This window comes from Rhodoglobus aureus (genome assembly GCF_039527955.1).
Lineage (GTDB): Bacteria > Actinomycetota > Actinomycetes > Actinomycetales > Microbacteriaceae > Rhodoglobus > Rhodoglobus aureus.
This window is the reverse complement of record NZ_BAAAKW010000024.1, coordinates 1-17,720: the sequence shown is the minus strand read 5'-3', so window position 1 is coordinate 17,720 and position 17,720 is coordinate 1. Positions and strand designations below refer to the sequence as shown.

18 protein-coding genes are annotated in these 17,720 nt (G+C 61.2%); 4 read left to right on the top strand and 14 right to left on the bottom strand.

Features of this window, described 5'->3' with window-relative positions:
* Positions 1–7 precede the first annotated feature (7 nt).
* Together ABD112_RS06240 and dusB are read right to left on the bottom strand one after the other, a co-directional pair.
* Positions 8–1,252 (bottom strand): deoxyguanosinetriphosphate triphosphohydrolase, encoded by a 1,245-nt coding sequence (locus tag ABD112_RS06240; RefSeq protein ID WP_343924182.1) that lies wholly within the window; start codon positions 1,250–1,252, stop codon positions 8–10.
* Entirely contained in the window at positions 1,242–2,408 is a 1,167-nt protein-coding gene (gene dusB, locus ABD112_RS06235; RefSeq protein WP_343924180.1) for a tRNA dihydrouridine synthase DusB, read from the bottom strand. Before dusB ends, ABD112_RS06240 begins: the two co-directional genes overlap by 11 nt.
* 57 nt (positions 2,409–2,465) lie before the next feature.
* On the opposite strand from dusB, the gene ABD112_RS06230 reads away from it, so the two are divergent.
* Both ABD112_RS06230 and ABD112_RS06225 read left to right on the top strand, forming a co-directional pair.
* Positions 2,466–2,945: an aminoacyl-tRNA deacylase gene (locus tag ABD112_RS06230; RefSeq protein WP_343924178.1), complete on the top strand. Its 480-nt coding sequence runs from the start codon at positions 2,466–2,468 to the stop codon at positions 2,943–2,945.
* Positions 2,945–3,385 (top strand): hypothetical protein, encoded by a 441-nt coding sequence (locus ABD112_RS06225; protein WP_343924177.1) that lies wholly within the window; start codon positions 2,945–2,947, stop codon positions 3,383–3,385. Before ABD112_RS06230 ends, ABD112_RS06225 begins: the two co-directional genes overlap by 1 nt.
* A 16-nt stretch (positions 3,386–3,401) precedes the next feature.
* Here ABD112_RS06225 and ABD112_RS06220 read toward each other — a convergent pair whose 3' ends face one another.
* The 5 genes from ABD112_RS06220 to ABD112_RS06200 all read right to left on the bottom strand — a co-directional run bounded on the left by ABD112_RS06220 (position 3,402) and on the right by ABD112_RS06200 (position 8,079).
* Positions 3,402–3,551, bottom strand: coding sequence for a hypothetical protein (locus tag ABD112_RS06220; RefSeq protein WP_343924176.1), 150 nt, complete (start codon positions 3,549–3,551; stop codon positions 3,402–3,404).
* 3 nt (positions 3,552–3,554) lie between these two features.
* Entirely contained in the window at positions 3,555–4,223 is a 669-nt protein-coding gene (locus ABD112_RS06215) for a DsbA family oxidoreductase (protein WP_343924175.1), read from the bottom strand.
* Between the two features lie 111 nt (positions 4,224–4,334).
* Positions 4,335–5,225, bottom strand: a complete 891-nt coding sequence (locus ABD112_RS06210; RefSeq protein WP_343924173.1) for a hypothetical protein — start codon at positions 5,223–5,225, stop codon at positions 4,335–4,337.
* Positions 5,226–5,591: 366 nt separating this feature from the next.
* Positions 5,592–6,977, bottom strand: a complete 1,386-nt coding sequence (locus ABD112_RS06205; protein WP_343924171.1) for a glycine--tRNA ligase — start codon at positions 6,975–6,977, stop codon at positions 5,592–5,594.
* A gap of 55 nt (positions 6,978–7,032) precedes the next feature.
* Positions 7,033–8,079, bottom strand: a complete 1,047-nt coding sequence (locus ABD112_RS06200) for an aminotransferase class V-fold PLP-dependent enzyme (protein WP_343924169.1) — start codon at positions 8,077–8,079, stop codon at positions 7,033–7,035.
* 81 nt (positions 8,080–8,160) lie between these two features.
* On the opposite strand from ABD112_RS06200, the gene ABD112_RS06195 reads away from it, so the two are divergent.
* Positions 8,161–9,123, top strand: coding sequence for a LysR family transcriptional regulator (locus ABD112_RS06195; protein WP_343924167.1), 963 nt, complete (start codon positions 8,161–8,163; stop codon positions 9,121–9,123).
* Here ABD112_RS06195 and ABD112_RS06190 read toward each other — a convergent pair.
* From ABD112_RS06190 to recO, 7 genes are all read right to left on the bottom strand, one after another.
* Positions 9,093–10,409 carry a cysteine desulfurase family protein gene (locus ABD112_RS06190; protein ID WP_343924165.1) on the bottom strand — a complete coding sequence of 439 codons (1,317 nt, stop codon included), beginning with the start codon at positions 10,407–10,409 and terminating at the stop codon, positions 9,093–9,095. The genes ABD112_RS06195 and ABD112_RS06190 overlap by 31 nt on opposite strands.
* Positions 10,406–11,266 carry a carboxylating nicotinate-nucleotide diphosphorylase gene (gene nadC, locus ABD112_RS06185; protein ID WP_343924163.1) on the bottom strand — a complete coding sequence of 287 codons (861 nt, stop codon included), beginning with the start codon at positions 11,264–11,266 and terminating at the stop codon, positions 10,406–10,408. The genes ABD112_RS06190 and nadC overlap by 4 nt, the downstream gene beginning before the upstream one ends.
* Entirely contained in the window at positions 11,263–12,846 is a 1,584-nt protein-coding gene (nadB, locus tag ABD112_RS06180) for an L-aspartate oxidase (RefSeq protein ID WP_343924160.1), read from the bottom strand. Before nadB ends, nadC begins: the two co-directional genes overlap by 4 nt.
* Positions 12,847–12,849: 3 nt before the next feature.
* Positions 12,850–14,139 (bottom strand): quinolinate synthase NadA, encoded by a 1,290-nt coding sequence (gene nadA / locus ABD112_RS06175; protein ID WP_343924158.1) that lies wholly within the window; start codon positions 14,137–14,139, stop codon positions 12,850–12,852.
* Positions 14,126–14,842: an NUDIX hydrolase gene (locus tag ABD112_RS06170; RefSeq protein ID WP_343924156.1), complete on the bottom strand. Its 717-nt coding sequence runs from the start codon at positions 14,840–14,842 to the stop codon at positions 14,126–14,128. The genes nadA and ABD112_RS06170 overlap by 14 nt, the downstream gene beginning before the upstream one ends.
* A gap of 81 nt (positions 14,843–14,923) precedes the next feature.
* Positions 14,924–15,736 carry an isoprenyl transferase gene (locus ABD112_RS06165; protein ID WP_343924154.1) on the bottom strand — a complete coding sequence of 271 codons (813 nt, stop codon included), beginning with the start codon at positions 15,734–15,736 and terminating at the stop codon, positions 14,924–14,926.
* Positions 15,733–16,461: a DNA repair protein RecO gene (gene recO / locus ABD112_RS06160; RefSeq protein WP_343924152.1), complete on the bottom strand. Its 729-nt coding sequence runs from the start codon at positions 16,459–16,461 to the stop codon at positions 15,733–15,735. The genes ABD112_RS06165 and recO overlap by 4 nt, the downstream gene beginning before the upstream one ends.
* Before the next feature lie 153 nt (positions 16,462–16,614).
* Here recO and ABD112_RS06155 point away from each other — a divergent pair, with 153 nt between their 5' ends.
* Positions 16,615–17,364: an SDR family oxidoreductase gene (locus tag ABD112_RS06155; RefSeq protein WP_343924150.1), complete on the top strand. Its 750-nt coding sequence runs from the start codon at positions 16,615–16,617 to the stop codon at positions 17,362–17,364.
* Positions 17,365–17,720 lie beyond the last annotated feature (356 nt).

Below are 17,720 nucleotides of genomic sequence, written 5' to 3'. Positions count from 1 at the left end.
GGTGACTCTAGCCAACCAGCCGTGTATGCCACGCCATTGCGGACGGATCCGTGAGGCTAGCCACCTGATCTACCACTGCGCGCTTGCGTTGGTGATCGTTCTCAGCGGAATTCCAATCGGCCGTAAACCCCGAATCGAGGTTGCTCGGGCCGGTCCAGAGCAGCACATCGGCGAGCTCGGTGAGCACATCGCGCTGCTGTTGATAAATCGGCCGACGCGCGTTCGTCGACATCACAAACGCAGCAACGATGCCCTTGAGCACGGCGATCTCGGCCTGGATCTCGTGAGGCACAATGAGGCTTCCACCGAAGCGAGCAAGAGCTTCGGTGTTATGCGCTTCCCGTGTAGCCTGGACCGCCGCTCCAGCAAAGCGACCAATGAGCTGGCTCGTGAGGTTCTTAAGGCGACCGTGAGCGGCACGACTGCCATCCCACTGGTCAATCCAGGGATCAAGCAGGTCGAGACGGTCGAACGCGGCGATCAGCTCGTCGTGTGAGAATTCGCCGCCGATCCACTCGAACATCGACTTCACGAGGTCGTCATGGTTGATGCGGGCGCCGAGCGCCGTCACGTCGATAAAATCGCCGACAATCGCATCCTCAAAATCGTGAACCGAGTACGCGATGTCGTCTGAGAGGTCCATGACCTGCGCTTCAATGCAGCGCTGGCGATCAGGAGCGCCGGCACGCAGCCAATCGAAGGCCGCAGTGTCGTCATCGAAAAAACCGTACTTGCTGCGACCGCTCGGGTCAGGAATGCCCTGCGCGCTCGGCCACGGGTACTTGGTGCTCGCATCCAAGCTTGCCCTAGTGAGGTTGAGCCCGTAGCTCTTGCCATCAAGACCAAACACTTTGGGCTCGATGCGGGTCAGCAGCCGCAGGGTCTGGGCATTGCCCTCAAAGCCACCGATGTCGGCAGCCCACTCGTTGAGCGCACGCTCACCGTTGTGTCCGAACGGCGGATGCCCGATGTCATGTGAGAGGCACGCGGTGTCGACCACATCGGGGTCGAGGCCGAGGCTGTCGGCGAGCTCACGCCCGACCTGAGCGACCTCAAGGGAATGCGTAAGTCGGTTGCGGGCAAAGTCGGCGCCCATCGTCGGGCTGAGTACCTGGGTTTTCGCGGCAAGCCTGCGAAGGGCACTCGAATGCAGCACCCGCGCACGATCACGCGCAAAGTCGCTCCGGCGACTCGAATGCTGCTCAGGAAACCAGCGCTCAGCGTCAGCCTCCGTGTACCCCTTAGCCGCCACTGGTACTCAGTTCTGCTTGGTTCAACTCGGAACGGTGCGTCTCCTGCAGCTCACGACTATCGAGCCACCCCTGTGGAAGCGACGGCTTTTTGGGCGTACCGGCGCGACCGCGCTGGCCTTCGGCATCCGCACCCGGATACTGCTGCGACCAGTCAAGCTGACCGAGAAGGTCATCAAGCTGAGCGAGGGACTGCACGGTCGCCATTCCGGCGCGCAACTCGCCACCAACCGAATAGCCCTTGAAATACCAAGCAACATGCTTGCGGATGTCGCGGCACGCACGATCCTCTTCGCCAAAGAACTCGACGAGCAGCTCTGCGTGCCGCTTGAAGGCAGCCGCGACCTGACCAAGGCTTGGCTCCGCCTTAAGGCTTTCCCCACGGAAAGCGGCGGCGAGGTCACCGAAAAGCCACGGCCGACCGAGGCAACCGCGACCCACAACGACACCGTCGCATCCGGTCTCGTCGACCATGCGGAGGGCATCGGCGGCACTCCAGATATCGCCGTTGCCGAGGATAGGGGTATCGGTGATGGTGTTCTTGAGCTTTTCGATGGCCGACCAGTCGGCAGTGCCCGAATAGAACTCTGCGGCAGTGCGCGCGTGAAGTGCGATGCTGGCAACGCCAGCCCCCGCACCAACGCGCGCGGCCTCGAGGTAGGTCAAGTGGTCAGAGTCGATGCCCTTGCGCATTTTGATGGTCAGCGGCACATCGCCGGCAGCTTTCACTGCACCCTCTACGATGTCGCGGAATAGGTCGATCTTCCAGGGGAGCGCCGCTCCCCCACCCTTGCGAGTGACCTTCGGAACGGGACATCCGAAGTTCAAGTCAATGTGGTCGGCGCGGTCTTCGGCAACCAACATCGTCACGGCCTCAGAGACCGTCTTGGGGTCGACACCATACAGTTGGATGCTGCGCGTCGTCTCCGATTCATGGTGGGTAATCAGCCGCATGCTTTCGGGCGTGCGCTCAACCAGCGCGCGGCTCGTAATCATTTCGCTGACATACAAACCCGCGCCATATTCGCGGCACAAACGCCGAAAAGCGGTGTTAGTGATGCCCGCCATCGGCGCCAGAACGACCGGAACGTCGAGCTCAAGACGCCCAATAGATAGCGGTGGCGCGACACGCGGGTCGGCAGGGGCAAGAATAGTCACACAGCAATTGTCCCACGGCGCGACTGAACCGGCGCCTCACATACCGGGAGGCCCCGAATGACGGCAGGAACCGACCGCGTTCGCGACGATGCCGAACGCCGTGGCATCCCCATCGAGATCGTCGAACGCGCCCCAGCCACCTCGCTCGAACACGCCGCAGAGCTCTTGGGCATCACACCAGCCGAGATTGTGAAGTCTCTCGTCGTCAAGCGCAGTGATGGGAGCTACCTCTTTGCGCTCGTGCCCGGTGACCGTCAAATTTCCTGGCCCAAGCTGCGCGCGGTCGTTGGCGTCAATAAGCTCCGGATGCCCGAAGCCGAACTGGCGCTCGAAGCCACTGGTTTTGCGCGCGGCACCATCACCCCTCTCGGCAGCAGCACCGTCTGGCCCGTGTTCGCCGACGAACGCATCGCTGGCAAGCGAGTCTCGATAGGCTCCGGAGACCACGACCACACCGCGTGGGTGAACAGCGATGACCTCATCGCCGGCCTCGACGCGACTATCGCCGACATCACTAGTGAAGGGTCGACCAGCTAATGGCAATCGACAATCACCCCAACGTCTTCCGCTTCGAAGGCCGAACATGGGTAAGCCAGGCGCCGCGTGACGAGGCACTTGAGCAGTTTCGTGCCCAGCGAGCGTGGGATGCCGCAAATGCAAAGCTTCAGCGATGGTGGGTCGCCATCACGATCGGGGCTGTGCTCGGCGTGGCCGCGACGCTCGCGCTTGGCACGGCGGCGGAGGCGGATCCGACGGGGTACCTGCTCCTGCTGCCGCTCGGATTCGGCGTCGGTGCAATCCTCGGAGCACTCGTGAACAAACGATTCAATGCGCCTGAGGGGCAGCACGAATCGCTTCCGGATCGCCCCACGACTGTGCCTCTAACCCAGGTGCCGTCACGAGTGGCGAAAGCAGCTCCCCCGCACGCGACCGCAGTAGAAATCATTGAATGGTCTAACAGGGGCTTCGTCGGGTAGACCAAACCTGTTGTGGCTAAACGAGTCCTTCATCGATCTGACGGTTAACGAAGGCTTGAGAGCGGTGGTCATCAACGATGCATGCGTCACCCTCGCAGACTCCGACTTTGGGGTCGCCAAGCTGCTGAAGGGCGAAGGTCGGGATGGGCTTCGTTGCGGCGTCCATGGGTTACGCATCTCTTTCGGTAAGTGCCTGTGTGAGAACGTTAGCGAAAGTTTCACTTTCTTGCGCGCCCGAAACCCCGTATTTGCCGTCAATCACAAAGAATGGCACGCCCTGGATGCCGTATTGCATGGCAACCTCCATGTCGGCTTTTACCGCAGGCAGGTATTCACTGGACTCGAGAACCTGCACTACGTCGTCACGGTCGAAGCCAATGGAGGCCGCAATGTCAGCAAGATCCTCGATGCGACCAACGTGCTCGGTCTTGATGAAGTAGGCATCGAGCAGGCGTTCTTTCATCTCAAGCTGGCGGCCATGAGCCTTGGCGTAGTGAAGAAGTTCGTGAGCTTTCACCGTATTGGTCTGGTGAATGTGCTCGTAGTTGTAGTCGAGTCCTAGGCTCGTAGCGATATCGGTCACTCGAGTCAGCATCTCTTCGACCTGCGGCAGCGGCAAACCTTTGCGCTCGCTCAAGAACTGAATTGGGGTGCCGTCATACTCAACAGGGGTATCCGGTGCGAGCTCGAAAGAGTGGTACTCGATATCGACAGCGATGCCTGAGCTCTCGATTGCGGCTTCGAAGCGTCGCTTTCCGATATAGCACCAGGGGCACTGAACATCAGACCAGATGTCGACTTTTACGGGCTCGTTCGCAATTGCAGCAGTTTCATTCACTGTGATCTCAACACCCTGCGGCCATAGGTATTCCCGGTCGCTCCATTCGGAAATTCAGGAATCCCTGACAAGTGCGGCTGGGCGCGCCTGATAGCGCAGGTGTGCTGCGCCTCATCCGGAAGGAATTCCTGAATTTCCGAGGTTGCGCGGGGCGTGGGATTCCAATGCCATTCTGACCGCTCGGGAGAAGAGGTCCCACTGGGTGAACACCATTTTTGCGCTCACGCTCATCGCGTAAAAACCAACGATCGTGATCTCGATGCTTTTCAGGTGGTCTTCCTCGAAGGTGTGGGCATGAAACTGCTTCCCGTTGATCTCGAGTCCGACGATGCTGTCAATGACCATATCTATTCGCTTCTTCCCGACCGCGACCTGAATCTTAACTCTGTGACCAGCAAGCCTCAATCGCGTGCGTGCGAGGCTTTCCGGAAGGCTTTCGCACCTGCCATCCACCCACGACCTGATCCACCGTTTGTGCAGAGGCAGACTTAGTATCAGCTGCTCGAAGTCGAAGTGGTCAATCCGCGCCGTGCGCAGCGCCCAATCGATAGAAGCAACCGCTGTTTCGAGATCCTCGTCGACCACCACTCTCCGAAGGGCCTCAGCCAGGCCGACATGCCAGAGTGATCCGCGTTCGCTAGTGGATGGCGGATCCCAATGCACACGCACGCCGCGGTGCGCTCCGATCGGTTTCCTTCGGTTCCACTGATTGCGCAATCGCGCTGCGTTCTGCGGAACCGAAACGTGAAGCTGGTGCTTTCCAAGAACCCAGCCACCCCAGTCGCTGATGGCGGATATCCCGGTCAATCTTCCGCCGACTCGAACCGCTCTCACCCGCGGTGCCGCGACGTCCACCGTTGTGTACCAGCCTTGGCGCGCCCTCGCTACCGCCCCATCCTTGACCGCCCGGGTCAGTTCGCTGTCTTGTGCACCTCGCGCCACAAGCTGGCGTTTCTGCGCGAGTCCGCCCAGCCCGTTGACTAGTGCCTGAATGTCCGTCATATAGGGAGCATCGAGGCGAAAGTTGGTCGCCGCTTAGAAGCAGCATTGATCTGTGGACTTACCCCGTGTGTTTCGGCTGTGGAGTAGCCGACAGCTTCGGAAATTCAGGAAATTAGCGAGATCGCTGCAGCGCTTGTCGGTATTCAGTGAGGCTGGAAGCCCAGCGGCCTCCGTTTTCCTGAGTTTCCGTGGCAACGGGAGGGTTGGGCTAACGGGCCCGGGAACGTTGGGGACCGGGAACGGGAGGGTTAGGGACCGAGAGCGTTGCTGGGACGCGCGCGCTATTCCCGCACAGCAGAAGCGAGCCGGAAACCTGTTCGGACTCGCTTCTGTAGTGCTGAGATTTCGTTGAGCAGTCGGGGTGCGTTAGCAGCCGATGAGCTCCTGGGCGAGGTAGCCGCGCAGTTCTTCCAGCGGCATGCGCTTCTGTTCCATCGTGTCGCGCTCGCGCACCGTAACCGCGTTATCGTCGAGCGAATCGAAGTCGATGGTGACGCAGAACGGCGTACCGATTTCGTCTTGACGACGGTAGCGACGACCAATTGCGCCGGCATCGTCGAAGTCGACATTCCAGAATTTGCGCAGGTCCGCTGCAACGCTGCGTGCCAGCGGCGAGAGACGCTCGTTACGCGAGAGCGGCAGAACGGCAAGCTTCACAGGCGAGAGTCGGCGGTCGAGACGCAGAACGGTGCGCTTGTCGATGCCACCCTTAGCATTGGGAGCCTCATCCTCGGCGTAAGCGTCGATCAAGAAAGCCATGAGTGCGCGGGTGAGCCCGAACGCTGGCTCGATCACGTACGGGGTCCAACGCTCATCCTTGGCCTGGTCAAAGTACGACAGATCGGCACCGGATGCTTCAGAATGGGTGCGCAGGTCAAAGTCGGTGCGGTTGGCGATACCCATGAGCTCGCCCCATTCGCCACCGGCGAAGCGGAAACGGTACTCGACATCAACAGTGCGCTTCGAGTAGTGCGAGAGCTTCTCTTGAGCGTGCTCGTAGAAGCGCAGGTTTTCGGGCTTGATTCCGAGATCCGTGTACCACTTCATCGACTCGTCGATCCAGTACTGGTGCCACTCTTCATCGGTGCCGGGCTCGACGAAGAATTCCATCTCCATCTGCTCAAACTCTCGCGTGCGAAAAATGAAGTTTCCGGGAGTGATTTCGTTACGGAATGACTTTCCGACCTGCCCGATACCGAACGGCGGCTTCATGCGCGCAGCGCCCACGACGTTGGCGAAGTTAGTGAAGATTCCCTGAGCAGTCTCGGGGCGCAGGTAGTGCATTCCCTCTTCGTTGTCGACTGGGCCCAGGAACGTCTTGAGGAGCCCCGAAAAGTTCTGCGGTTCTGTCCACGATCCGGGCTGACCGGTATCGGGGTCGCGGATGTCGGCAAGCCCGTTCACGGGAGGGTGACCGTGCTTCTCTTCATAGGCTTCGAGAAGGTGGTCGGCGCGGTAACGCTTGTGGGTGTGCAGCGACTCGACAAGCGGGTCGGAGAATACTTCTACGTGCCCGGATGCTTCCCACACCTTGCGGGGAAGGATGACTGCGGAGTCAAGGCCGACAACATCTTCGCGGCCCTGAACGATGGTTTGCCACCACTGCTTCTTGATGTTCTCTTTGAGTGCGGTTCCCAGCGGACCGTAGTCCCAAGCTGAGCGTGAACCGCCGTAGATCTCTCCCGACTGGAAGACGAAACCTCGGCGCTTGGCGAGGTTGATAACGGCGTCGAGGGGGTTAGGCGTAGCCACAGAAACTCCAATAGTCAGCCGGGCTGGATGCACGGTCGGCGGGTGTCCAGTTTAGCTAGACACGCAGCGCTGCGATAACCGCCGCGACATCTTCTTCGGTATTCCAGAGGTGGAATGCTGCGCGAAGGCGACCCGCGCGACCTGAAGCGGTGATTCCGGTGGCGGTGAGCTTGGCAAGATCGGTGCCGCTCTCATCCGGCCAGGTCACGATGGCTTGGTTCTGGCGTTCGATTCCGAGCTCGTCGCAGAGCTGGTTGGCGAGGCCGGTGCAGTGCTCCCACACCTCAGCAATATCGAGGTCGGCAAATAGTGCAATGGGATGTTCAGCCCCCACCCACGCTTGCCACGCGGGCGAGACATCGAATTGGCGGGCATCCTTCGCGAGGTTCATCTCGGTGCCGTAGACACTGCTCCACACATCGTCGCCGGCGTACCAGCCGGCCTGAACGGGAGTGATGTGTTCGGCGAAATCCTCCGAAATCGTGAGGAACGCGACGCCGCGGGGCGAACACAACCACTTGTAGGCGTGGCAGACGGTCGCATCGAATTGGGTGGCATCCACCGGGTGGACACCGGCGGCTTGAGTCACGTCGCACAGTGTGCGGGCTCCGTGGCGCGATGCTGCTGCAGTGATGGCCTCGACATCGGCGACGGCGCCGTTGCACGACTGGATGAGCGAGAACACGACAAGCGCCGTGCTGTCACGCACTGAAGCCGCAAGTTCGTCGAGCGGCACTGCGCGCACCACGAGGTCGCGGTGCTGCAAGAACGGGAACACTATCGAGGTGAAGTCTGATTCGACGCACAGCACTTCAGAGCCGGCGGGAAGCGAGCAGGCGATGAGTGACGCCATCACCGAGGTTTGCGAGCCAATCGCAACGCGAGTGTTGTCGATGCCGACGAGGCGCGCATAGTGACCGCGGGTGCGCTCGACGATGTCGCCGTAGTTCATCGGATTGCAGGTCGCTGATGCCCACTGGTGCAACTTCTCCGTCATTTCGGCGACGGCAGCGCGCGTCGGTAATCCCATGGTGGCGGCAGAGAGGTAGCCGCGAGTGTTGTCGAAGCGCTCGATCGCGTGTGCCAGGGCCGGTGATGTCATGCCTCCATAGTCCTCTCGACCCATTCATGCGACAAGGGCATGATTGAGATATAAACAATAACGTTTGGTTATGCTTGAGCAATGGACACCACTCCAGACCTTCTCTCGCTGCGCATAGTTCGCGCTATCTCCGAGCACGGCACCATCAGCGAAGCGGCCCGCGCGCTCGGCTATAGCCAGCCAGCACTCAGCCAGCACCTCACTCGCACCCAAACCCGCATCGGGCTCGCGCTTGTCATTCGCTCCGGCCGTGGAGTGCGCCTCACCGAAGCCGGTCGCGCACTAGCCAGCCATGCCGTCACCGTGCTCAATGCCGTGGATGCCGCGAGCGCCGAACTCTCAGAACTGGCAGGGCTTTCGAGTGGAACGGTGCGCATCGCGGCGTTCCCGACTGCGTCGTCGACCCTGATACCGCGGTTGATTCGCCAACTGCGGCAGCAGCATCCACATTTGACCGTGAACTATGTGGAGGCTGAGCCGCCTCAGGCGCTGCAGTTGCTGCGGGATGGGGCCGCGGATGTGGCGATCACGTTCTCATATCCGGAAGACCGAGCAGACCCGCATCTCTCCCGCGATGGCGGCCATACGACAGTTCCCCTGTTTACGGAGCCTGTTGTGCTTGTGCTGCCTGACACCCACCCTCTCTCATCGGCGGATAGCGTCGGCCTCGCCGACCTCGCCGACGATGCCTGGATTGCCGGCTGCACTTTGTGCCGCGGACATTTGCTTGCCCTCTGCAACATCGAAGGTTTCGCCCCGGAGATCGGGTTGGAGACGGACAACGCTCTCGCCGTGCTGAGCTTCGTCTCCCGTGGCTTGGGTGTTGCACTCCTCCCCCAGCTAGCGCTGTCATCCCTGACGCTGCCGGAGGGCGTGAGCATCCATGCTCCACAACCAGCGAGTGAGCGCACTATTCAGTACGTGATTCAGCCGGGGGCTACGCGCATCCCTAGCGTTGCAACAACAATTGCGACACTCACCGCGCTGGGCGGAGCGGCGTGGGGCCTGCGCGACTACCCAGAGAGCGAGCGCACCGCACGGTAGGCGGTCTCGATCTCGGCGGCAACCGTGGCAAGCTGTTCGGCTGTCGTATCCCCACTGAGGCTGAAGCGCACGGCCGTCTGAGCGCTCTCCTCCTCGATGCCCAGTGCGGTGAGCACGTGGGAGACATCGTCGCTGCCGACTGCGCAGGCTGAGCCCGCTGAGCAGATGATTCCGGCGCGACCCAGCTCGAGTAGGAGTGATTCGCCGCTGGTGCCGGGGAAACAGAACGAAGCGTTGTTGGGGAGCCGGCTGGAGATCGGCGGGGTGGACGTCGGCCGGGTGGACGTCGGCCGGGTGGACGTCGGCGGGTTGGTGCCGGCGCCAGTCTCTGCAGCGGCATCAGTGACGGCCCTTGCGTCAGTGTCGGCCCTGGCGTCAGCGTCTGCACCGCTGCCACTGTCCGCAGCCAGCGCATGCCCGGCGAGGAGTGCCGGCCCCGTGAAGATCGCATCCGGAACGCGGGTCATCACGTCGGCCACAAAGTTGTCCCGCAATCGTGCCGTGTGCTCTGCTCGCTCGACTCGGTCGCTTTCCGCGAGCGCGAGAGCATGCGCAAAGCCGACAGCGCCAGCAACGTTCTCGGTGCCAGAACGCTTGCCCCGCTCTTGGCCTCCCCCGTGCAGCACGGGTTCGAGACTGCGGCGGCCCTTAACGATGAGCACACCAATGCCCTTGGGCGCACCGAGCTTGTGGCCTGACAGGCTCAGCGCATCGACGCCGAGCTCGACAAGGTCGAGGGCCAGCCACCCTGCCGCCTGCACGGCATCCGTGTGCATCGGTACCGAGTGTTCGCGACAGAGTTCCGCGATCGCGGCTATGGGCTGCACGACACCCACCTCGTTATTGGCGTACATGATCGTGCAGAGCGTTGTGTCGGGGCGAAGTGCTTCGCGCACCTGCTGCAGGTCGACGAAGCCCGCGCTATCTACGGGCACGACCGAAACGTCGAAGCCATGAATGCGCTTCAGGTAGTCAACCGACTCCAGCACTGCTTCGTGTTCGATCGCGCTCGTGACAATGTGACGCCCTCGTGGTTCGGCGAGAGCGAGCCCCTTGATCGCTAAGTTGTCTGATTCCGTACCGCCAGACGTGAAGACGACATCGGATGCCCGGCACCCCATCACCGCGGCGACACTCTTGCGCGCGGCATCCAGCGCACGCTTCGCAGACTCCCCCAGCTCGTGATGGCTCGACGGGTTACCGAAGTCACCGGTCAAATATGGCCACATCGCCTCTAACACCTCGCGGCGCACGGGCGTAGTCGCTGCGGAGTCGAGAAAGATCATCGTGCGGCTGCACTCACCGCGATATCGAGACCGAGGTCGAGCGAACGCACACTGTGGGTGAGCGCCCCGACAGAAATCACATCAACCCCTGTTGCGGCAATTGCGGCAACAGCGTCGATGTTCACTCCACCACTGGCTTCCACAATGGCGCGACCCGCGACGAGTGCAACACCCGCACGGAGGTCTTCGAGCGAAAAGTTGTCGAGCATGATTGTGTCGACTCCAGCGGAGACCACCGTCTCGACCTGATCGAGACGATCAACCTCCACCTCAAGGTGGGTGGTGTGTCCGATACTGGCACGGGCGCGGCGAATAGCCTCACCAAGGTCGATTCCCTCGGCAGCCAGAACCGCCAAGTGGTTGTCCTTTGCCATTACGGCGTCCGACAAACTGAAGCGGTGGTTATGCCCACCACCGCAGCGCACTGCGTGACGTTCGAGAGCGCGCAGCCCTGGCGTCGTCTTGCGAGTATCGACAATTCGCGCGTGCGTGCCAGCAACCTGCGCGACGTAGGCCGCAGTCTGCGTGGCGATTCCCGACATCCGCTGGCTGAGGTTGAGAGCGATGCGCTCCGCCCGCAAAACGGCGCGTGCGTTACCTGACACGGAAGCGAGTTGCTGGCCTGCAGTGAAAGTGTCGCCATCACTAATATGGAGCGCGACCTCGGCCCGAGCATCCACGAGCGTAAAGGTGCGGGCAAAGACATCGAGTCCGCTGGCAACGCCGGGCTCGCGGGCGTTGAGCACCGCTGTGGCCACGGCAGTCTCCGGCACGAAAGCTTCACTCGTTACGTCACCCCACGGCGCATCCTCTGCGAGCGCCATACGGATGACGTCGTCAACGAGCTGTTGATTCATCGAGTTACCGTTTCTGCTTGGTCTTCTGCAGGAATTCGATCTTCTGCGGGAATGAAGTCTCCAGCAACATTGACTGCCGCCCAGCGCGTGGAAAAGGCGAGCTCTTCACGGGTCTCGGGGTAGTCAGTTCGCTCGTGCGCGCCACGGGACTCTTTGCGGCGGAGGGCTGCAACAACAACGAGTCGTGCGAGGTCGAGAAGGTTCGCGTTCTCGGCGCCTTCAACGGTGTTCGCTTCGGAGTGCCAGCTCGCCAGGATCGCGGCAGCTTCTTCGAGTCGGGTTGCATTGCGTTCGAGACCGACGTGAGTCCACATGAGTTCCCGCAGTTGGTCGCGAGTGAACGGTTCCTTGCCAGTGATCTCAAACTGCGGCTCTAACGCATCGACCTCGATCGCACGCTGGGGTTCGTTCAGCGCATCGGCTGCGCGCCAGGCGAAGACCAACGACTCAAGCAGCGAGTTGGATGCGAGCCTGTTTGCGCCGTGCACGCCGGTGCAGGATGCTTCTCCGACGGCATAGAGTCCGCGCACGCTCGTGCGGCCGTCGATGTCAGTGCGGATGCCGCCCATCCAGTAGTGAGCCGCCGGCGTGACAGGAATGGGCTGGGTTCCCCACTCGAAGCCGTGCTCTGCGCACACCTCAGTGATGCCGGGGAACCGCGTGGCCAGGAACTCGGCACCGAGGGCGGTGGCATCGAGCATGATTGGGCGACCGCCCTGCTTCTCCATGGCTCGAGCAATGCCACGCGCAACAACATCGCGGGGTGCAAGCTCGCCATCCGGGTGCACATCAAACATAAAGCGCTTGCCGTTTTCGTCGAGCAGGGTAGCCCCTTCTCCGCGCACCGCTTCAGAAACAAGTGGGTTGCCGGGAACGGCAAGCGAAGTCGGGTGAAACTGGAAGAACTCGACGTCGGAGAGTGCCGCACCGGCGCGGTACGCGGCAGCGACTCCATCACCGGTTGTGACGAAGGGGTTCGTCGTGTGCTTGTAGAGCTGACCGGCACCACCACTGGCGAGAACCACAATGTCGCCATCGATTACACGTGAGTTGCCATCGGGGGCAATCACATCGATTCCGGTGACGCGCGGCTTGCCGTCGGCATCAGTTTCCGTGACGAGATCACGCATGAACGTGTACGCATAGGTTTCCACTGCGAGGGCACGAACGGCCCGCAATAACGCGACCTCGATTGCGAGGCCCGTGGCATCCCCGCCGGCATGGACAACGCGACGCGAGGAGTGAGCGGCTTCGTGCCCGCGGGCGAGTTCACCGTTCTTGATGCGGTCGAACTCCACACCGAGAGAAATGAGCTCCTGAACCCGCAGCGGACCTTCGCTGCACAACACTTCAACGGCATCCCGTTCACACAGACCCGCGCCAGCACGCATGGTGTCAGCCACGTGGCTGGCAACCGAGTCATCGGGGAACAACACCGCAGCAATACCGCCCTGGGCATACTTGGTGTTGCTCTCCGCAAGCTCTGCCTTTGTGACCAGAACCACATCATGATGTGCGCTCGCCCGGTAAGCGGTGATGAGCCCCGCGATTCCTGTGCCAACAACGATGACCCGTGCCATGGGTTACGCCGCTTCCGTCGCTACCGGGGGCTTGGCTGCGAGCATCCGCTCGAGGGCAATCCGCGCCGGTTCTGCAACATCGTCAGGAACAGTGATCTGGTTGAGCACTTCACCGCGAACGAGCCCCTCAAGCACCCAGGCAAGGTAGCCGGGGTGGATGCGATACATGGTCGAGCACGGGCACACCACAGGGTCGAGACAGAAGATCGTGTGCTGCGGATATTCGGCAGCCAGACGGTTCACCATGTTGATCTCGGTACCGATCGCGAACGTGGTTGGCTCGGTCGCGGCAGCAACAGCCTTCTGGATGTAGTCGGTCGACCCGGCCTCATCTGCAGCATCCACAACCGGCATTGGACACTCGGGGTGCACGATCACGCGAACGCCGGGGTGCTCCGCACGAGCCTGCTCAATCTGGCCAACGTTGAAGCGCTTGTGCACGCTGCAGAAGCCGTGCCAGAGCACAACCTTCGCTTCGTTGAGCGATTCGGCGTCGTTGCCGCCGAGCGGTTTGTTCGGGTTCCACATCGGCATGAGATCGGTCGAGATACCCATCTTCTTTGCCGTGTTGCGCCCCAGGTGCTGGTCGGGGAAGAAGAGCACACGCTGTCCACGCTCATACGCCCACTCCAATACCGTTGTGGCGTTAGAACTCGTGCAGACGATTCCACCGTTACGGCCACAGAAGCCCTTGAGCGCAGCAGACGAGTTCATGTACGTGACTGGGATGATCGGCACACGGCCATCGGCATCCGGCTCAGTGCCGTACACCTCCATGAGCTGTTCCCAGCACTCCTCGACCGAGTCGATGTCAGCCATGTCGGCCATCGAGCATCCGGCAGCAAGGTTGGGCAGGATTACAGCCTGATCAGACCGTGCGAGGATGTCGGCAGTCTCGGCCATGAAGTGCACGCCACAGAAGACAATCGCTTCTGCGTTCGGCACGGTCTGAGCGGCGTTGGCGAGTTGGAACGAGTCGCCAAGGAAATCGGCGTGCCGCACCACCTCATCGCGCTGGTAGAAGTGACCGAGAATTACCGCTCGGTCGCCAAGCGTTGCCTTCGCCGCGATGATGCGGGCGTGCAAGTCTTCGTTAGATGCCTTCTGGTATTCGACGGGAAGTTGGCCCTGTCGGGGTGCACCGGTGGGAATCACATCACCCATCGATGCGCCGGGGCCGTAGCTGGGCACGCCAAGGTCGAAAGTCCACGGACCATCTGCTAGCTCAGGAGCACAGGTTTCGCCGTCTCCTGTCTTGGTGATGCGCTGAATGGTCGAATCAATCGATGACACGAGTGCTCCCTGTCTTTTTGTGACCCAGCGGGCCGTTGTCGACGAGCTCTACGCCCTCGTCATAGCGGTATAGCCTCGGCGGCCGGTGACGCCCACCCGAGACAACATAATCTGTGGGCACCAGCGAGCCCGAATTTTCGATCTGGCGGCGAAAGTTTGCCGGGTCTAGCTGCCGCTGCAGCACGGCTTCGTGCACGAGTCGCAGCTCGCTCAACGTAAATGTTTCACCGAGAAAGGCACGAGCGATTCGCGAGTATTCCATCTTGGTGCGGAGTCGCCAGAGCGCGTAGTCGATGATGACGTTGTGGTCGAAAGCAAGTTCGGGAAGGTTGTCGGCGGCGAACCAGCGCACGTTCTCGTTCTCTGTGGCCCGCTCTGCCTCTTCTTGCCGAACCAGCGCCCAGTAGATGATCGAGACCACTCTGCTGCTGACCGAACGTTCGACATCGCCGAAGGCGTAAAGCTGCTCTAGGTAGGCAGGTTCAAGCGCAGTGGTCGCGAGCAAGTTACGGGCTGCGGCATCCGTCAGACTTTCGTCGTTGCCGGCCCAGCCACCTGGCAGTGCCCACTGTCGAGCGAAAGGTTCGCGCGTGCGACGAACCAGCGGGATCCAGAGAGCGCTCTGACCAGACTCCGGAATGGGGCGCAGTGCAAAAATCACGGTTGAGACCGCGAGCGAAATTCGCTGTTCATTCTTCTGCATCGCCACCCCCTTCAGTAAGAGTCAATTTGACCTGAACACAGAATACACGTTAAAGTCAGCGTGACCAAAACGAGAGGACCGCTAGCCGGGAGAGGTATCAGGGGCGTCGACGGCCCCGCCAAAACGTCGCGTGCGACCCGCGTAAATCTCGATCGCCTGCCACAGCTGTTCACGGGTGAAATCGGGCCACAGAGTGTCCAAGAACACCATTTCGGCATAGGCGCTCTGCCAGGGCATGAAGTTGCTCATCCGCTGCTCCCCCGAGGACCGCACAAACAGGTCGACATCGGGAAGTTGGGGTTGATAGAGACGTTTCTGGATGAGCTTCTCTGAGACCGCAGATGGCTTCAGCTTCCCAGCCGCAACATCATCGGCAATCGAGCGCACGGCATCCGCAATTTCAGTACGACCGCCATAATTCACACACATCGTCAGCGTTAGCGTGCTGTTCTTCTCAGTGAGCTTCTCAGCAAACTGGAGCTCTTTGATCACTGACGTCCAGAGCCGGGGGCGTCGGCCAGCCCAGCGGACGCGCACACCCCACTCATTGAGCTGGTCGCGGCGCCGGTGCAACACATCACGGTTGAAGCCCATCAAAAAGCGCACCTCTTCGGGTGAACGGCTCCAATTTTCGGTTGAGAACGCGTAGACGCTGATGTGCTTGACCCCGATTTGGATGGCGCCGGCCACAACATCGAGCAGGCTCGCCTCCCCCGCCTTGTGACCTTCCACTCGCGTCAGGCCGCGGGCGTTGGCCCAGCGGCCATTGCCGTCCATGACGATCGCGATGTGCTCAGGAACAGCGCCCTTGGGCAGTGAGGGCGGCTGGATGCCCGTCCAATCGAGCGGACGAAATTCTTCGGCCTTATTGTGGGTTTTTGCTACGCGGCTCATGCGCTCCGATCCACATGCTGGATGGAGCGAAGACTGCGCTCCAGATGAAACTGAGTGTAAGCGGCAACAACGCCGCTTGCTTGAGCCCGTGAGCGTTCATCTGACGCTTCGGCGACATCCCACGTGCCGGCCAACAGCGCCCCCAACAGTTCAAGGGTGTCTTGGCTCAGCCTGGGCGACCCTGGTGGGGCAACCTCATCGGCAACCACACCACCCATCTGCGCCACGAAAACGGAATGCGGCCCGGGTGCACCAGTGACGGCGCAGTCCACGAAACTCGGCGCCCACCCGGCAATCGAGAGGCTGCGCAACAGGTACGAGTCCAGCGTCAGACTCGGGTTGTGCTCGCGCCGCGCGAGAGACCGCAACGCCCCCACCAGCAGGAGGTATTGCTGAAGCGAGCCGTCGTCATCCGTAACTTTGTCCGCCGTCTCGACCATCACGCTCGCTGCGGTGTAGCTCGCATAGTCAGAGGTGATTTCTGAGCCATATGAGCCCAGCGATTCCGCCTGCTGGATGATGTCCAGACTGCGACCGATATAGCACTGGATGTCGGCGACCATAAATGGTTCAAGTCGCGCCCCAAACTTTGAGGCGGTGCGACGAACGCCCTTTGCTACCGCGCGGATTTTGCCGTGCTCACGCGACAACATCGTGACGATGCGGTCTGCTTCACCCAATTTATGGGTGCGCAGCACGACTGCTTCATCACGATAGGTAGGCACCCCTCAAGTATCCCCCCGCTTGTTGCGGTTTGTTGAGCGACGGCCCGCAGCCTCACTGTTTCTCGGTCGCATGCGGCGAACGTGCCCCATTCGCGGTAGGTTTTTGGCGGAGCACAGCATCTACTCCGGGCAAACGCCTGGCCAAGGGAGAGCATGATGATTCTGGTCACCGGCGCGACTGGCCGCCTAGGAAAACCGACCGTCGCACTTCTCACCGACTCCGGGCATGAAGTGCGATCGCTGAGTCGACGCCCTGGCCCAGGTGTCGTAGTTGCAGACCTAAGTACCGGAACTGGGCTTGCGGATGCTCTCGCCGGAGTATCCGCGGTGGTGCATCTAGCCTCGGGCGCAAACGCACATGATTCGCAGCAGACCCGGCAGTTGCTGCGGGCAATTGCCGCCCACCCTGTCGATCACCTCATCTTCATGTCGATTGTCGGCGTGGATGAGCATGCGCTCGCCTTCTACCGCGACAAACACCTCAGCGAGCAGCTAATTGCCGCCTCTGGCATTCCATACACAATCTTGCGTGCCACCCAGTTTCATAGCTTTATCGCCCGCCTATTTGTCGCTCAGCGGCGGCTGCCGGTCACCGTTGTCCCGTCCTTTTCCATTCAGCCCGTTTCGATTGAGGAAGTAGCTGAACGCTTAGTGGAACTTGTGGATGCCGGGCCAAGCCAACGAGTTCGCGACTTTGCTGGGCCGGAGCAGCTCAGCTTTCGAGAGCTCGCGAACGAATGGAACGTGGCTCATTCCCTTCGTCGACGCGTGTGGTCGCTACCACTCCCCGGAGCCGCCGGCCGATCGTTCAGCCGCGGCGTTCACCTTGCTTCGCTACCCGGCGACGCGCACGTGACCTTTGCTGAGTACGCGAGAACACACGCAGAGTCAGCCATGCGTTAGAGCCGCACGGCGCCCAGCGCCACACTTCGGATGAGATTTCTGCTCCCTGCTCACTGCTCTCTGCTCCCCGCTCCGTGACCCCCACTCCTGCTCACTGCTCACTGCCCCCATTCGGAAATTCAGGAAACTAAGGCGCGTCGGCTTGAAGACCCACCAGCTACTAGGGGTCCAGTCGCCACGCGGCCAGATTTTCCTGAATTTTCGAAGAGCGCAGCGGCGTGAGGCCAGGTCGAGGATCCACAAGCGACGCGCCGCCTAGATGAGTGAGTCCTATTAGGTGGATGCCGCGTGGGTGCTGTTAATCAGAGGCGGAGGGTGTTAAACCCTGCGTGTGAAGACAGATTTGAACACCCTCC

Bases quoted from the DNA above. Each gene is read 5' to 3' on its own strand.
- ABD112_RS06230 (WP_343924178.1), top strand. From the start codon at position 2,466: ATGACGGCAGGAACCGACCGCGTTCGCGACGATGCCGAACGCCGTGGC.
- ABD112_RS06225 (WP_343924177.1), top strand. From the start codon at position 2,945: ATGGCAATCGACAATCACCCCAACGTCTTCCGCTTCGAAGGCCGAACA.
- ABD112_RS06220 (WP_343924176.1), bottom strand. From the start codon at position 3,551: ATGGACGCCGCAACGAAGCCCATCCCGACCTTCGCCCTTCAGCAGCTT.
- ABD112_RS06210 (WP_343924173.1), bottom strand. From the start codon at position 5,225: ATGACGGACATTCAGGCACTAGTCAACGGGCTGGGCGGACTCGCGCAG.
- ABD112_RS06200 (WP_343924169.1), bottom strand. From the start codon at position 8,079: ATGACATCACCGGCCCTGGCACACGCGATCGAGCGCTTCGACAACACT.
- ABD112_RS06195 (WP_343924167.1), top strand. From the start codon at position 8,161: ATGGACACCACTCCAGACCTTCTCTCGCTGCGCATAGTTCGCGCTATC.
- ABD112_RS06190 (WP_343924165.1), bottom strand. From the start codon at position 10,409: ATGATCTTTCTCGACTCCGCAGCGACTACGCCCGTGCGCCGCGAGGTG.
- nadC (WP_343924163.1), bottom strand. From the start codon at position 11,266: ATGAATCAACAGCTCGTTGACGACGTCATCCGTATGGCGCTCGCAGAG.
- nadB (WP_343924160.1), bottom strand. From the start codon at position 12,846: ATGGCACGGGTCATCGTTGTTGGCACAGGAATCGCGGGGCTCATCACC.
- ABD112_RS06170 (WP_343924156.1), bottom strand. From the start codon at position 14,842: ATGCAGAAGAATGAACAGCGAATTTCGCTCGCGGTCTCAACCGTGATT.
- ABD112_RS06165 (WP_343924154.1), bottom strand. From the start codon at position 15,736: ATGAGCCGCGTAGCAAAAACCCACAATAAGGCCGAAGAATTTCGTCCG.
- ABD112_RS06155 (WP_343924150.1), top strand. From the start codon at position 16,615: ATGATGATTCTGGTCACCGGCGCGACTGGCCGCCTAGGAAAACCGACC.